This window comes from Halomonas sp. KM-1 (assembly GCF_000246875.1).
Classification (GTDB): domain Bacteria; phylum Pseudomonadota; class Gammaproteobacteria; order Pseudomonadales; family Halomonadaceae; genus Halomonas; species Halomonas aerodenitrificans.
Genome location: NZ_BAEU01000015.1, coordinates 1 through 14486 on the forward strand (window position 1 = coordinate 1; position 14486 = coordinate 14486).

General features: G+C 67.2%; 14 protein-coding genes. 6 read left to right on the forward strand and 8 right to left on the reverse strand.

Translation table 11 applies throughout. The annotated features are described in order from the left end of the window. Nucleotides 1–217 precede the first annotated feature (217 nt). The 3 genes from B8115_RS00995 to B8115_RS01005 are packed head-to-tail and all read left to right on the forward strand — an operon-like array spanning nucleotide 218 to nucleotide 3512. Entirely contained in the window at nucleotides 218–967 is a 750-nt protein-coding gene (locus B8115_RS00995; RefSeq protein ID WP_010625865.1) for an SDR family oxidoreductase, read from the forward strand. Nucleotides 968–981: 14 nt separating this feature from the next. Then, a complete protein-coding gene (locus B8115_RS01000) occupies nucleotides 982–1830 on the forward strand; it encodes a fumarylacetoacetate hydrolase family protein (protein ID WP_010625866.1) in 849 nt (282 codons plus the stop codon). Nucleotides 1831–1868: 38 nt separating this feature from the next. Continuing rightward, the gene (locus tag B8115_RS01005; RefSeq protein ID WP_010625867.1) at nucleotides 1869–3512 is read left to right on the forward strand and encodes a UxaA family hydrolase; all 1644 of its coding nucleotides are present in this window, start codon (nucleotides 1869–1871) and stop codon (nucleotides 3510–3512) included. A 120-nt stretch (nucleotides 3513–3632) separates the two neighbouring features. Here B8115_RS01005 and nanR read toward each other — a convergent pair whose 3' ends face one another. From nanR to pdxA, 7 genes are all read right to left on the reverse strand, one after another. Next, entirely contained in the window at nucleotides 3633–4349 is a 717-nt protein-coding gene (gene nanR / locus B8115_RS01010; protein WP_010625868.1) for a transcriptional regulator NanR, read from the reverse strand. 65 nt (nucleotides 4350–4414) lie between these two features. Beyond that, a complete protein-coding gene (locus B8115_RS01015) occupies nucleotides 4415–5488 on the reverse strand; it encodes an Ldh family oxidoreductase (RefSeq protein WP_010625869.1) in 1074 nt (357 codons plus the stop codon). A gap of 27 nt (nucleotides 5489–5515) precedes the next feature. Then, nucleotides 5516–6895, reverse strand: a complete 1380-nt coding sequence (locus tag B8115_RS01020) for a TRAP transporter large permease (protein ID WP_026037793.1) — start codon at nucleotides 6893–6895, stop codon at nucleotides 5516–5518. A gap of 12 nt (nucleotides 6896–6907) precedes the next feature. Continuing rightward, nucleotides 6908–7444, reverse strand: coding sequence for a TRAP transporter small permease (locus tag B8115_RS01025; protein ID WP_010625871.1), 537 nt, complete (start codon nucleotides 7442–7444; stop codon nucleotides 6908–6910). 63 nt (nucleotides 7445–7507) lie between these two features. Continuing rightward, nucleotides 7508–8506 (reverse strand): sialic acid TRAP transporter substrate-binding protein SiaP, encoded by a 999-nt coding sequence (locus B8115_RS01030; protein ID WP_010625872.1) that lies wholly within the window; start codon nucleotides 8504–8506, stop codon nucleotides 7508–7510. Between the two features lie 183 nt (nucleotides 8507–8689). Then, nucleotides 8690–9838, reverse strand: a complete 1149-nt coding sequence (locus B8115_RS01035) for a four-carbon acid sugar kinase family protein (protein ID WP_010625873.1) — start codon at nucleotides 9836–9838, stop codon at nucleotides 8690–8692. Next, complete coding sequence (gene pdxA, locus B8115_RS01040) at nucleotides 9835–10827, reverse strand: 4-hydroxythreonine-4-phosphate dehydrogenase PdxA (RefSeq protein WP_010625874.1); 993 nt, start codon at nucleotides 10825–10827, stop codon at nucleotides 9835–9837. The genes B8115_RS01035 and pdxA overlap by 4 nt, the downstream gene beginning before the upstream one ends. Before the next feature lie 162 nt (nucleotides 10828–10989). Here pdxA and B8115_RS01045 point away from each other — a divergent pair, with 162 nt between their 5' ends. Next, complete coding sequence (locus B8115_RS01045; RefSeq protein ID WP_010625875.1) at nucleotides 10990–12153, forward strand: fumarylacetoacetate hydrolase family protein; 1164 nt, start codon at nucleotides 10990–10992, stop codon at nucleotides 12151–12153. Between the two features lie 25 nt (nucleotides 12154–12178). Here the strand turns inward: B8115_RS01045 and hpaI are convergent, their stop codons facing one another. Beyond that, complete coding sequence (gene hpaI, locus B8115_RS01050) at nucleotides 12179–12949, reverse strand: 4-hydroxy-2-oxoheptanedioate aldolase (protein WP_010625876.1); 771 nt, start codon at nucleotides 12947–12949, stop codon at nucleotides 12179–12181. Nucleotides 12950–13109: 160 nt separating this feature from the next. Here hpaI and dgoD point away from each other — a divergent pair, with 160 nt between their 5' ends. Together dgoD and B8115_RS01060 are read left to right on the forward strand one after the other, a co-directional pair. Further along, nucleotides 13110–14258 (forward strand): galactonate dehydratase, encoded by a 1149-nt coding sequence (gene dgoD / locus B8115_RS01055; protein WP_010625877.1) that lies wholly within the window; start codon nucleotides 13110–13112, stop codon nucleotides 14256–14258. An 11-nt stretch (nucleotides 14259–14269) separates the two neighbouring features. Continuing rightward, the coding region (locus tag B8115_RS01060) for a 2-dehydro-3-deoxygalactonokinase (protein WP_010625878.1) at nucleotides 14270–14486 on the forward strand (217 nt) is incomplete at its 3' end.

A 14486-nucleotide genomic window follows, 5' to 3' on the forward strand; every position in this document is an offset into this window, starting at 1 on the left:
TAAGCCGATTAGTCGACGGCAAGCGCGAGTGAGCGTTGCCATTCGTGCAATGAAAAAAGGCGGCCTGAGGGCCGCCTTTTTCATGTCACTGCTTGGCACGGCGCTGGCGCCAAACAGGGCCACGCCCTGGCCGGCCATGCCCGGTTGGCAAGCCGTTTCAACTGCGCCATACTTAACCGAACATCAGGCTAGCAGCCTGTCATACAGGTAGGGTGCCATGCGACTGCAGCACAAGACCGCGCTGATCACCGCCGCCGGCCAGGGCATCGGTCGTGCCACGGCCCTGCGCTTCGCCGCCGAGGGCGCTCGGGTCATCGCCACCGACATCGATGCCGGCAAGCTGCGCGACCTCGAAGATACGCCCGGCGTCGAGGCGCGCCGCCTGGACGTACTCGATGCCGAGGCCGTCGCGGCCCTGGGCAACGAGCTAACCTCGCTGGACGTGCTCTTCAACTGCGCCGGCTACGTCGCCAGCGGCGCGCTGCTGGAGGTCACCGATGCCGACTGGGAGCGCTCGCTGGCTCTCAACGTCACCGCCATGCTGCGCCTGACCCGCACCCTGCTGCCGACCATGATCGCGAGCGGTGGCGGCAGCATCATCAACATGGCCTCGGTGGCCTCCAGCCTCACCGGCGTGCCCAACCGCTGCGCCTACGGCACCACCAAGGCCGCGGTGCTCGGCCTGACCAAATCGATCGCCGCCGACTACATCGACCGCGGTATCCGCTGCAACGCCATCTGCCCCGGCACGGTGGACTCCCCTTCCCTGCGCCAGCGCATCCGCGAACAGGCCGAGCGCCAGGGGCGCCCCGAGGCGGAAGTACACGCCGAGTTTCTCGCCCGCCAACCCTTGGGGCGACTCGGCACGGCCGAGGAGATCGCTGCCCTGGCCACCTATCTGGCTGCCGACGAGTCGGCCTACACCACCGGCACCGCTCAGGTCATCGACGGCGGCTGGCTCATCTGACGGAGGAGAACTCGATGAAACTGCTGCGCTTCGGCCCCCGGGGCCACGAGAAGCCTGGGCTACTCGACGCAGAGGGCGTGATCCGCGACCTTTCGGCCCACCTGACCGACCTCGACGGCGCCCATCTGGGGCGCGACACCCTGGCCCGGCTGGCCGAGCTCGACCCCTCCCGGCTGCCGGCGGTGGATGCCGACACCCGTCTCGGGCCCTGCGTAGGCCGCGTAGGCAAGTTCATCTGCATCGGCCTCAACTACTCCGACCACGCCGCCGAGACCGGCGCCGAGGTGCCGCCGGAGCCGGTGGTCTTCGCCAAGTGGACCAGCGCCATCTGCGGTCCCAACGACGACGTCATCATCCCCCGCGACTCGCGCAAGACCGACTGGGAAGTGGAACTCGGCGTGGTGATCGGCAAGAGCGCGCGCTACGTGGACGAGGCCGACGCCATGGAGCATGTAGCGGGTTACTGCGTGGTCAACGATGTCTCCGAGCGGGAGTTCCAGCTCGAGCGTAGCGGCACCTGGGACAAGGGCAAGGGTTGCGACACCTTCGGCCCGCTCGGCCCCTGGTTGGTGACGCCGGACGAAATCCGCGATCCCCATGAGCTCGATCTCTGGCTCGAGGTGGACGGCCATCGCTACCAGGACGGCAGCACCCATACCATGGTCTATCGCATTCCCTTCCTGATCAGCTACCTGAGCCGCTTCATGAGCCTGCAGCCGGGCGACGTCATCTCCACCGGCACCCCGCCCGGGGTCGGTATGGGCCAGACGCCGCCGACCTATCTGAAGCCCGGCCAGCGGATGCGCCTGGGTATCGAGGGACTCGGCGAGCAGGTCCAGAACGTGATCGCCGAACCGCAGTGACGAGCCTCTGTAACGGGCTGCCATAAGGAATACCGCCCATGACCACCCAGACTATCGCTAGCGATCACGGACATCTCGACAGCCTGCGCGTTCATCACGCCGACAACGTGCGCGTGGCCCTCAAGGACCTGCCCGCCGGCCACGCCGTGGAAGACGGCGACCGGCACCTGCGCCTGGCGGAAGCCATCCGCCACAAGCACAAGTTCGCCCTGCGCGACCTTGCTGTCGGCGACGCGGTGGTCATGTACGGCGTCACCGTGGGCCGTGCCACCCGTCCCATCCCAGCGGGAGCGGCCATTACCACCGACAACACCGCCCACAGCACCGCCACCAGCGAACCCCAGGCCCGCCGCGGCCAGTGGCAGGCGCCGGACGTCTCGGCCTTCGCCGGTGCCACCTTCGAAGGCTATCACCGCCCGAACGGCCAGGTGGGCACCGCCAACGTCTGGCTGGTGGTTCCGCTGGTGTTCTGCGAGAACCGCAACATCGAGGTGCTGCGCCAGTGCGTCGCCGACGCCCTGGGAGAGGATCCCTATCGCGACTACAAGCGCATGGCCCGGGAGCTGCTGCACGGCAGCAGCGGGACGGCGCCGGCCGAACCGAGCGGCGAGCGCCTCTTCCCCAACGTCGACGGCGTGCGTTTTCTGACCCATACCCTGGGCTGCGGCGGCACCGACGACGATGCCCAGGCGCTGTGCCAGCTGCTGGCGGGGTATATCTGCCACCCCAACGTGGCTGGCGCCACGGTGCTCAGCCTGGGCTGTCAGAAAGCGCAGATCGAGATGCTGCAAAACGCCGTGGCCGAGCGCGATCCGCGCGGGCTGCGCCCGGTACACTACCTGGAACAGCAGGCCAGCATCAGCGAAGAGGCGCTGATTCGCGAGGCCCTGACCACCATCTTCGACGGCCTGAGTGAAGCCAACCGCACGCCGCGCACACCGGCCCCGCTCTCGGCGCTGACCCTCGGCGTGGAGTGCGGCGGCTCCGACGGCTTCTCGGGGCTCTCCGCCAATCCCCTGGTGGGGGCCGTGGTCGACCGCCTGGTTGCGCTGGGTGGCAGCGGTATCCTGAGTGAGTTTCCCGAACTGTGCGGGGTGGAGCACGAGTTGATCGCCCGCTGCCGCGACGATGCCGTGGCCGAGCGCTTCGCCAAGCTGATGGAGGCGTATCAGCGCCATGCCGCCCGGGTCGGCGCCGATTTCTCGATGAACCCCTCGCCCGGCAACATCCGCGACGGCCTGATCACCGACGCCATGAAATCGGCCGGGGCCGCCAAGAAGGGCGGCGACAGCCCGGTGGTGGACGTGCTCGACTACACCGAGCCGCACACCCGGGCCGGGCTGAGCCTGCTCTGCACCCCGGGCAACGACGTGGAGTCGACCACCGCCCTGGCCGGCTCCGGGGCCAACCTGATCCTGTTCACCACCGGACTCGGCACGCCCACCGGCAACCCCGTGACCCCGGTGCTCAAGATCTCCAGCAACAGTGAACTGGCCGCACGCATGGGCGACGTCATCGACTTCGACGCCGGCCCCATCATCCGCGGCGAGACGAGCATCGACGAGCTCGCCGAGCGGCTGCTAAGGCTGTGCCTCGACACCGCCTCGGGGCGCTACCTGCCCCGCGCGGTGGAGCTGGCGCAGTATGATTTCATTCCCTGGAAGCGCGGCGTCTCTTTATAGTGGTCAACGTGGCTGCGCTCGACGAGGGGCGCCGGGGACAGGTCGAAGAGGAGGTCTTTTGCCATGGCCTCCTCCTAGACCTGTCGACGGATCAGCGCCGAGTCAACTTGCAGCTGATCGCTACTCAGAAAGGCGCTTCTTGAGCTTCATATAGGTCCCATAATGCCGGTCGAGGTGGCGCCGCATGGCCGCCTCGGCGGCATCGGGGTCGCGGGATTCGATGGCCTCGACGATCTCGATATGGGCCGCCATCGCCGCCTTGTCCTCGTCCTTCTGCTGCAGCACCTGAGCGCGACGGTCGTCGAGCCACTCGGAGAGCGCCACGTGGATGGCGTCGAAGATGGGGTTGCGGGCGATGCTTGCCAGCACGCCGTGGAAGTCGTTGTCGGAGCGCTTGAAGCGCGCCTCGTCGCCCACGGCCTCGCGGTTGTCCTGCAGCGCCGCACGTAGGTTCGCCAGGTCCTCGTCGCTGGCGTGGCGAGCGGCGTAGCGGGCCAGGGAGATCTCAAACAGAGCCCGCGCCTCCTGGAAGTACTGCTGGCCGTCGGGCTTGGCGAGTAGCTGGCGGGTGACCCCGGAAAGGCGCGCCATGACCGACTCGGCGGTGGGGCGAATGACCCTGGCCCGGGTACCGCTGTTGATGGCGATCAGCCCCAGCTGCTGCAGATGGAAGAGCGCCTCGCGCACCGCCGGGCGGCCCACGCCGAACTGCTCCATCAGCTCCCGCTCCGAGGGCAGCTGATCGTTCTCGCTCAGTCGCCCCTCGAGGATATCCGCCTCGAGCTGCTCGGCGACCTGCTCCGAGAGCGTCTTGCGCTCTATCCGATATCGGCTCATGGGCTGGGGCTCCTGTCAGTCACGATTGTTGCGGCTATCTTACTGCATCGCCGCGCCAGATGCGCTCAGCTCAGCGGCCGCAGCGGCGGTACGTCCAGACGCTCGGCCAGCTCGGCGTAGGCGGCCTGATTGGCGCTGTCGAGGGGAATGCCCCGGGCGTCGCGCTGCGCCTGGCAGGCCCACTCCCGGTCGCCGGGCACCAGCACTTCGCCCCCGTTGCGCCCCGGCTGGGCGCGCAGATCGTCCAGGTAGCGCCGCAGGCAGGCGGGAAAGGGATCGCCCGGCGCGAAGGCATCAGGCCTGAGCGCCATGACGAAGTGGGCGATACCGCGCGGCGAGGCCATGTCGGGTCCACCCATGGGCAACAGCCGATAGCCATGCTGCATGCCGGCGAGCATCGAACTGAGAACCTCTACCATGCCGCCAAGGCCGGCGCCCTTGAAACCAAACTCGCTGCCGCCCAGGGGCAGCAGTGCCGCCACCTCGCCCGGCGTGCGGGTCACCCGGCCCTCAGCATCGGCGGCCACCTGGTCGGGCAGCTCGCGGCCGATGGCACCGTACTGCTGCACCCGGTTCCAGGGAATGGCGCTGGTCGCCATATCGAGCAGGTAGGGCTGCTCTCCCGCCACCGGCGCGGCAAAGGCGATGGGATTGGTGCCGTGGAACGGGCGGCTACCCTGGTGCGGCAGCACGAAAGGGTCGGAGTTGCACGTGACCAGCCCGATCAGCCCGCGCTCCGCCGCCGCCAGGGCGTAGCAGCCCGCCGCACCAAAATGTGAGGCGTTGCCCACCGCCACCGCCCCCATGCCGACCTGCTCGGCCATCTCGACGGCATGCTCCATGGCTCTATAGGCGGCCAGGTGGCCGAGGCCGTCGTCGGCATCGAGATAACCGGTGGCGGGCAGCCGGCGTTCGAAGCGCATCCGGGGCACGCCTTTGAGGCGGCCACCCTGCAACGCCTGCACGTAATGGGGCAGGAGCCGCAGGCCGTGGCTGTCGGTACCCATCCGCGAAGCGGTGACCAGGGCCCGCGTCGCGGCGCTGGCCGAGGCTTCGTCGGCGCCGGCACGCCCCAGCACCGCCTTCATGAAGCGCTCCAGCGCTTCCCGCTCCACTCTGAAGTCCGTCGTTTCACTCATCGTTCCCTTTCCTTGTGGATCGTCGTCTCAGCGATAGACCAGGGTGGGCAGCCACATGGAGATGGCCGGCACGAAGGTCACCAGCAGCAGGCACAGCACCAGCGGGATAAGGAACGGGATCGTCCCGCGCATGCAGCGCTCGAAGCTGACGTTGGAGACCCGTGACAGTACGTAGAGCACCATGCCCACCGGCGGCGTCAGCAGGCCGATCATCAGGTTCAACACCATGATCACCCCGAAGTGCACCGGGTCGACGCCCACCGCAACGGCCAGCGGCAGCAGCACCGGTACCAGAATGGTGATGGCGGCGATGGTCTCCATGAAGCAGCCGATGATGATCAATACGATGTTGGAGAACAGCAGCACGGCGATCTTGCTATCCGCGAACGGACCGAGCAGAACCACCAGATGCTGCGTTACCTGATTGCTGGAGAGGATCCAGGCGAAGATGGAGGCGGCGCCCACGATGAATAGGATGATCGCCGTGGTTTCGATGGTCTCCATGCTCACCTTGAGCAGCTTGCGCCAGGTCAGGGTGCGATAGATCCCCACCCCCAGGAACAGCGCATAGACCACCGCAGCCACGGCGGATTCGGTGGGCGTGAACATCCCGGTGATGATGCCCCCCACGATGATCACGGGCGTCATCAGCGACAGCACCGCGCGCCCGAAGGTCCTGCCCAGCACGCCCACCGAGAAGCGGGCATCGGCGGTATAACCGCGGCGCCGGGAGATGATGAAGATCATCCCCATCAGCATGGCGCCCATGAGCAGACCCGGCAGCAGGCCGGCAGCGAACAGCTGCCCTACGGACGCCGAGGCCATGACGCCATAGATCACCATGGGCAGACTGGGCGGAATGATGGGCCCGATGGTTGAGGATGCCGCGGTGATACCGACGGCAAACTCCTCGTCGTAGCCGGCATCCTTCATCGCCTTGACCTCGATGGTGCCCAGCCCGCCGGCGTCTGCCACCGCGGCACCAGACATGCCGGAGAAAACGATGCTCGCCCCCACGTTGACATGGCCGAGGCCGCCACGCATCCAACCCATCAGTGCCTTGGCGAAATCGAAGATACGCTCGGTGATGCCGGCGTTGTTCATCAGGCTGCCGGCGAAGATGAAGAACGGAATGGCCAGCAGCGGAAAGCTGTCGATGCCGTTGATCATGCGATGCGCCACGACAATATCCGGCACCTGACCGGAGATCAGCACGAACATCAGGCAGGCGCCGGCCAGACTGATGGCGATCGGCACCCCCAGCACCAGCATGGTGAACAGCGAGAAGAACAGAAAGGAGAGGTAGTAGCCGGTCACTGCCAGGATCACGCAGCCGAGCACGGCAAGCGCGGAGAGCAGTGGCGTGACGACCGGCGCTCGCCAGCGCAGCATGGAAAGTCGACTCATGGATGGCAGCCCTTACTGACGCGCTGCGCGAAGGCGCAGGACGATTCTCTGAATGCCGCGAAACGCCATGACGACGAAGGCGGCAAAGACCGTGAAGTAGATGATGTTCTTGGGCAGGTCGACCGAGATCATCATGCTGCCGGTGCGATCGGCGAGCTTGTAGGTGACCCAGGCCATGGCGATGTAGAACCCCACGCTCACGCCCTCGGCCACGCCGGCCACGATCTTACCCAACCAGCCGGGCATGTAGCGGTAGAAGAACTCCACCATGATGTGGGTGCCCTTCCTCACCGCCAGCGCACTGCCGGCAAAGCCGACCACGATCAGCAGATAGCGCGCGATCTCTTCCGTCCAGGTGGTGGAGTCGCCCAGCACGTAGCGGGTGAAGAACTGCAGCGAGACGACGAAGATCAAGGCCCAGAAGATCACCAGAGTGAAGTAGTCCTCGATGGCATAGTCGCCAAAGCGGAACTCCTCGCTATCGAACGCCGACTCGAAGTCGAGCATGGGGTCGACCGCTTCATCGAGTTCGTCGATCCGTTTCGACATCTCACGCCTCCCGGCGTCCACCGCCCGTGGCGGTGGACGCACCCGTCGATGATCGCTGGTGGCTTACTGGCCCAGGGCCTGCAGCCGCTCGTAGGTCTCTTTGTCCCAGTCCGCATCGTCGCCGAGGTGGTAGGGCACGGTGACATCCCGGAACGGTTCGCGATCCACCTCGTTGATGGTGTTGCCCTGCTCCTCGAACCAGGCCGCCAGCTCCGCCTCGGCCTGCAGGATGTCGTTGGTATTGTTCTGCGCGGCCTCCTGCAGCACCTCACGGAAGATCTCCTGATCCTCCTCGGAGAGCTGGTTCCAGCGTATGCCGCTGATGATGGTGACCAGCGAGTCCGTCACGTGGCCGGTCAGGTTGATGACGTCCTGTACCTCGTGGAAGGCCATGGCACGGATCGCCGGCAGAGGATTTTCCTGGGCATCGACCACCCCCTGCTGCAGGGCCAGGTAGGTTTCGTCGAAGGCGATGGGGGTGGGATTCGCACCGGCCGCACGCGGGAACATCATGTAGAGGGGAGCGCCGGGCACGCGGATCCGCAGCCGCTGCATGTCCTCCGGCACGTTGATCGGCTCGTTGGAGGTGACGTGGCGCTCACCGTAGTAATTCAGGGCGATGGGTACGTTGTTGGTGGCGTCCTGGAAGCCCTCGGCTATCTCCTGGAACAGGTCGCTCTCGGCATAGGCCTGCCAGTGGTCGAAGTCGCGGAACATGTAGGGCGCCCCGGCAATGCCCATCGGCCCGTAATAGCGGCCCGCGAACTGGGTACCGGTATAGATGATGTCGACAGTGCCCAGCCCAAGCGCCTCGTTGATGTCCTGTTCGTTACCCAGCGACGAGGCAGGATGCACGCTGATCCTGTAACGGCCCTCGGTGCGCTCCTCGATCTCACCGGCGGCCCATTCCGCCCAGCGATGGAAAGGCTCCGACGTCTCGTACACGTGGGCAAAACGCAGGGTCTCGGTGGCTTGAACCGCCCCGGTGAAGCCGATACCCGCCGCGATCAGGGCGGCGCTCAGCAGGGACGTCTTGAGGTGGCGTTGGCTCTTCTGGCTCATCATGAACTCCTCGCGATTTGTCGATGTTGTTATGCGTATCGAGCAGGTCTGAGTTGGGTCTTGTCGGGCAGGCAGCTTGCATCGCTGTGAATGTCTTTCAGTGCGAACATCCAGCTGTCCTGCTGTATACGTATCATACCATCAAGCTAACACTAGCCCTCCTCCGAGCGGTGCGCAACCCGGTCAAGAAGTCGACAAGGACGACGCACTCTCCAGGCCAAGGCGATCATGTAGCCGCACCAGCAGATCCGCGTCGCCGAAGCCCCCCGCCTTGGTCATCACCAAGCGCTGCGGCGCACCTTCCAGATGCCCCAGGGCAATCCCGGGGGCCCACTCCGCCTCCACCGCGATGACCGCGCCCCCCAGCCGGGAGAGGGTCGCCACGGCGATATCGCCGCCGCTGAGAAAGAGCAACCCTGTAGCCGCCTCTGGCCAGTGCGATACCGTCCGCAATGCCGCCTCGCCCATGGCGGCGGCAATCTGCGACGGCGCCAGCTCGGTATCGTCATCAGCGCCGGGGGTCAGCAGCACTGCCGTGGCCTCTTCATCGCCCCCCTTCAGCGCCGTCAACCGGGCCAGAGCCGGGACATGCTCTCGCAGCCGCCGCTCCTGCTCCTGGGTTCGTTGCGCGCGGGAGCCCACCGCGTAGAGCACGCGCTCGACGCCTACCAGCGGACAGGGGGCGACTCGCAGCAGGCCAAAGCAGCGCTGGGCGACGGCCGTCGCCAATCCTGCGGCTCCCACCAGCAGCCAGTGGCCGGGCGCCCGCAGTACCGCATCGTAGAGGCAGGCCAGCTCGCGGTCGCTTGCCGCATCGGCCACGCAGTCGCCCTCGGGAAGCGGCGCGTCACAGGGCTTGGCATGCTTGGCCAAGGGCACCCCCGCGGCGCCAAAAGCACGCTCCAGGGAGTCGCCCAGCGGTTCCCCCTCGACCCACACCCGCCCCTCGCACACCGTTCGCCCCTGGGCCGGCACCGCCGGTGCCACCAGCAAACGCCGCGGGACGACGTCACGCATGGCCAGGCTCTCGGCCACCACCTGGCCGCGCAGGGTGGAGTCGACCTTCTTGAACCACACCGTGGGGGTGTATGGGGAGAGACGCCGGGCCACCGTGGCCACCCGCTCGGCAGCCTCGGCCGCCGGTAGATGGCGCGACTCCGTGTTAACGGCAATCACTTCTGGCGGGGCTTCGCCCCAAGCGCTCAGCGCCGCCTCGAGCCGCTCGGGGGCGATCACCACCCGCGCCTGCGCCCCACGGGCGGCAAAGGGAGCCGCTGCATCCAGTGCGCCGGTCAAGTCGTCGGCGACGATGGCGACCCGGCAGCCGTTCATGACCCGCCGCCCGCGGCCAAGCGGCGCGCATAGGCGATGGCCGCGCCCAGATTGGTGGCGTCCGCGCGGCCCTGCCAGGCGATATCGAAGGCGGTGCCGTGGTCCACCGAGGTGCGCTGAATCGGCAGCCCTAGGCTGACGTTGACCGTGGTGTCGAAGGCGATCAGCTTCACCGGGATATGGCCCTGGTCGTGATACTGCGCCACCACCAGGTCGAACTCGCCGCGCGAGGCGCGATAGAAGACGGTGTCCGCCGAGATCGGCCCCTGCACCTCGAAGCCGCGTTCGCGCAGCTCACGCACCGCCGGCGCAATGATCCGCTCATCCTCGTCGCCGAAAATGCCACCTTCACCGCAGTGAGGGTTGAGTCCGGCCACGGCGATACGCGGCTGCGGAATGCCCATGCTCACCAGGTGCTCGTGCCCCACCGCCACGGTGGCGGCGATGCGCGCCTCGGTGACCCGCTCGATGGCATCGCGTAGCGACACATGAGTGGAAACGTGCAGCGTGGAGAGCGTCTCGGAGGCGAGCAGCATGAAGGAGGAGGGCGCACCGGTGAGCGCCGCCAGCATGCCGGTATGGCCATCGTAGTGATGCCCTGAGGCATGCAGCGCCGCCTTGTTCAGCGGCGCGGTGACGATCACCCGGGCGCGGCCCGCCTGCACCAGCTCCACCGCCCGTTTTACACAGCGAAAGGCCAGGTCACCGCTAGCAGCACTAATGCGGCCATCGGCGATCTCTGCTTCGGCAGCCACCTCGGCCACCGCTATCTTGCCATCGCCGGCACGGGCCTCCTCCAGTGCAGCGAAGTCGAGCGCGGCGCCGAGCAGGGCGGCAGCCCGGCGATAGATGACCGGATCACCTACCAGCAGGGTGCCGTCACGCTCCTCCGGCGACATTTCTGCCAGGGCACGACAGATGATCTCCGGGCCGATGCCCGCCGGGTCGCCCATGGTGATGGCGATTGCACCTCCGTTGACCTCGAACATCGTTTGCCCCTCGCGGTTCGTCTCGCCCAATCTTGCTCCTCGACCCATCTGCGCCCTTGCGATAGAGTTAGGAGAGCTGGCATACCTGTCATACATACCTACATCAATAACATGATAGGCGGAACCTGGCCAGGCGCCACTCCGCCCTCACCGGAGACCCCCATGACCCCTCTCTCGTTACGCGACTGCCTGCCTCGGGATCTGGACCGTGCCTGCCTGGTCGGCCGGGTCTGGTGCGACACACCGAATCCCGGCCCCGTCCTGATCACGGTGCGCAACGGAGAAGCCATCGACGTCACCCAACTGGGACCAACCATGGCCGACCTGCTCGAGCGCGACGACCTGCTCGAGGCGTTGGCGAATGCCGAGGGCCCCTCGCTGGGCTCCGTGGAGCAGCTGCTGGAGAACGCCCTGGCCGAGCCGCAACGGACCCCTTACCTGCTGGCCCCCTGCGACCTGCAGGCGGTGAAGGCCTGCGGCGTGACCTTTGCGGTGAGTCTGCTCGAGCGGGTGATCGAGGAGCAGGCGGGGGGCGACCCGGCCCGGGCCAGCGCCCTGCGCGCAGAGCTGCAGGCGCTGATCGGCAGCGACCTGTCACGCATCGTGCCGGGCTCCGAAGAGGCCATGACGCTAAAGCGCGAGCTGCAGGCCCGCGGGGGCTGGTCGCAGTACATGGAGGTCGGCATCGGTCCCGACGCCGAGGTGTTCACCAAGGCGCAGCCGCTCTCCTCGGTGGGCTTCGGCGCCGGTGTGGGCCTGCACCCGGCGTCGCAGTGGAACAACCCGGAACCGGAGATCGTGCTGGCGGTGGACAGCCGCGGCACGGTCAGAGGTGCTGCCCTCGGCAACGACGTCAACCTGCGCGATATCGAGGGGCGCAGCGCCCTGCTACTGGGCAAGGCCAAGGACAACAATGCCTCCAGCGCCATCGGTCCCTTCATTCGGTTGTTCGACGAGAATTTCGGCATCGATGACGTGCGCCGCGCCCGGGTCACCCTGCGCATCGAGGGCACCGACGACGACTTCCTGCTCGAGGGCGAGAGCGACATGGGCGAGATCAGCCGCGACCCGCTCGACCTGGTCAGCCAGACCCACGGCGCCCACCACCAGTACCCCGATGGCTTCATGCTCTACCTCGGCACCATGTTCTCGCCGATCCAGGACCGCGACGGCGCCGGCCAGGGCTTTACCCATCACCTGGGCGACCGGGTCACCATCGCCACGCCGGCGCTGGGCGCCCTGGTCAATCACGTGGACAGAAGCGATGCCCTGCCGCCCTGGCGCTACGGCCTGCGAGCGCTGATGCGCGATCTTGCCGCCCGCTGAGCCTCGGCAACTTTTGCACGTGCGGTCAGGCCGGGCGGAAACGCCCTGCCAGGCCGCGCAGCGCCTGGGCCAGCAGCAGGGCATCGATACCCACCCCGACGAAGCCGCACCCCGCCGCCAGGTAGTCGTGGGCCTGCTGCTCGTCCAGCGTGAGAATGCCGGCCACGCTGCCGGCGGCGCGGATCCTGACGATGGCGTCGTCGATGGCAGCACGTACTTCCGGGTGCCCCGGGTTGCCGCGATGGCCCATCGCCGCGGAGAGATCTGCCGGCCCCACGAACAGCGCATCGACCCCTTCCACGGCGGCGATAGCCTCGAGATTGGCCAGCGCACGGGGGCTCTCCAGCTGCAGGATCAGGCAGATCTCGTCATCGGCGCGGGCGACATAGTCTTCGACCTGGCCCCAGCGCGAGGCTCGCGCCAGCATACTGCCCATGCCGCGAATGCCGTGCGGGGGATAGCGCGTGGCCGCCACCAGCTCGGCGGCTTGCTCGGCGGTTTCCACCATGGGAATCAACAAGTTCTGCGCCCCGATATCCAAGTACTGCTTGAGCAGCGCGGTGTCGCCATGGGGCGGACGCACCACCGGTTGACTGGCATAGGGAGCGATGGCCTGCAGCTGGCCGAGCAGGCTGGCCAAGTCGTTGGGGGCATGCTCGCCGTCCAGCAGCAGCCAGTCGAAGCCCGCAGTGGCCGCCAGCTCTGCCACGTAGGAACTGGCCAGCCCCAGCCAGATGCCGGTCAAGGGCTCCCCCGCGAGCAGCCGCCGCTTGAAGTCGTTGCGTCCCATGTTCATCCACCCCCCTCGTGTCTGGCGAAGCCACCTCGCCATGATGATGACCCGGTCAACTTGTCATACAAGCATACATGCTCTAATAGTGAATCCGCATGCCGACAGGCAAGCCTCTCTCCGGCCACCGTCGGTATGGAGCTCTGCGCAATCGAGGAGACCCCTGGTGAGAATCACCCGACTCAAGACCTGGCAGGTGCCGCCGCGCTGGCTGTTCCTCAAGATCGAGACCGACGAGGGCTGCTACGGCTGGGGCGAGCCGGTCATCGAGGGTCGTGCCGCCACGGTGGAAGCTGCCGTGCACGAGCTGGCCGACTACCTGATCGGCCAGGATCCGCATCGCATCGAGCACCTGTGGAATACGCTCTACCGTGCCGGCTTCTACCGCGGCGGCCCGATCCTGATGAGCGCCATCGCCGGCATCGACCAGGCGCTGTGGGACCTCAAGGGTCGCGACCTGGGCGTGCCGGTGCACCAGCTGCTGGGCGGCGCGGTACGTGAGCGCATGCGCATGTACGCCTGGACCGGCGGCGACCGCCCGAGCGAGGTGGGTGCCGGCGCCAGAGAGCTGGTGGCGCGGGGCTTCACCGCGTTCAAGATGAACGGCACCGCCGAGATGCAGATCGTCGACTCGCACCGCAAGATCGACGAAGCGGTGGCGCGGGTTGCCGAGGCGCGCGAGGCGGTGGGACCTGAGGTGGGCATCGCCATCGATTTCCACGGCCGCGTGCACCGTCCCATGGCCAAGGCGCTGCTGCGCGAGCTGGAGCCCTACCACCCGATGTTCGTCGAGGAGCCGCTGGCACCCGAGCACCTGCCGGCGCTCAAGCACATCGCCGGCGGCCTGGGCTATCCGCTGGCCACCGGGGAACGGCTGCACACCCGCTTCGAATTCCGCGACCTGCTGGCCGAGGGCATGATCGACATCGTCCAGCCCGACCTCTCCCACTGCGGCGGTATCAGCGAGGGGCTGAAGATCGCCGCGCTGGCTTCGGCCCACGACGTGGCCCTGGCGCCGCACTGTCCGCTCGGCCCGCTGACCCTGGCCGCCTCGCTGCAGTTGGACGCGGTGAGCCACAACGCCTTCATCCAGGAGCAGAGCATGGGCATTCACTACAACCGCGACAACGACGTGCTCGACTATCTGATCGACAAGTCGGTGCTGGCCATCGAAGAGGGCTTCTGTGCCGTTCCTCAGGGGCCGGGGCTCGGTGTGGAGATCGACGAGGCCTTCGTCGAGGAGCGGGCCAAGCTGGGACATCGCTGGCGCAACCCGGTATGGCGCCACGCGGACGGCTCCATCGCCGAGTGGTGAGGAGGCCGAGCATGCACGAGGAAATTCCTGAGCGTCTCGCCTGGATCGCCGTGGACTGGGGCTCGAGCCATCTGCGCGCCTGGGCCATGGATGCCCAGGGTGCCGTGCTGGCCCGGGGCGGCAGCAACCAGGGCATGCTGGCGCTGACCCCGCCAGCCTACGAACCGGCACTGCTCAAGACCATCGGCGACTGGCTGCCGGCATCCGGCCGCGTACCGGTGTGGGTCT

Coding starts and splice junctions, on each gene's coding strand:
- B8115_RS01035 (WP_010625873.1), bottom strand. CDS start 9,838: ATGAACGGCTGCCGGGTCGCCATCGTCGCCGACGACTTGACCGGCGCA.
- pdxA (WP_010625874.1), bottom strand. CDS start 10,827: ATGTTCGAGGTCAACGGAGGTGCAATCGCCATCACCATGGGCGACCCG.
- nanR (WP_010625868.1), bottom strand. CDS start 4,349: ATGAGCCGATATCGGATAGAGCGCAAGACGCTCTCGGAGCAGGTCGCC.
- B8115_RS01030 (WP_010625872.1), bottom strand. CDS start 8,506: ATGAGCCAGAAGAGCCAACGCCACCTCAAGACGTCCCTGCTGAGCGCC.
- hpaI (WP_010625876.1), bottom strand. CDS start 12,949: ATGAACATGGGACGCAACGACTTCAAGCGGCGGCTGCTCGCGGGGGAG.
- B8115_RS01015 (WP_010625869.1), bottom strand. CDS start 5,488: ATGAGTGAAACGACGGACTTCAGAGTGGAGCGGGAAGCGCTGGAGCGC.
- B8115_RS01045 (WP_010625875.1), top strand. CDS start 10,990: ATGACCCCTCTCTCGTTACGCGACTGCCTGCCTCGGGATCTGGACCGT.
- B8115_RS01005 (WP_010625867.1), top strand. CDS start 1,869: ATGACCACCCAGACTATCGCTAGCGATCACGGACATCTCGACAGCCTG.
- B8115_RS00995 (WP_010625865.1), top strand. CDS start 218: ATGCGACTGCAGCACAAGACCGCGCTGATCACCGCCGCCGGCCAGGGC.
- B8115_RS01025 (WP_010625871.1), bottom strand. CDS start 7,444: ATGTCGAAACGGATCGACGAACTCGATGAAGCGGTCGACCCCATGCTC.
- B8115_RS01000 (WP_010625866.1), top strand. CDS start 982: ATGAAACTGCTGCGCTTCGGCCCCCGGGGCCACGAGAAGCCTGGGCTA.
- B8115_RS01020 (WP_026037793.1), bottom strand. CDS start 6,895: ATGAGTCGACTTTCCATGCTGCGCTGGCGAGCGCCGGTCGTCACGCCA.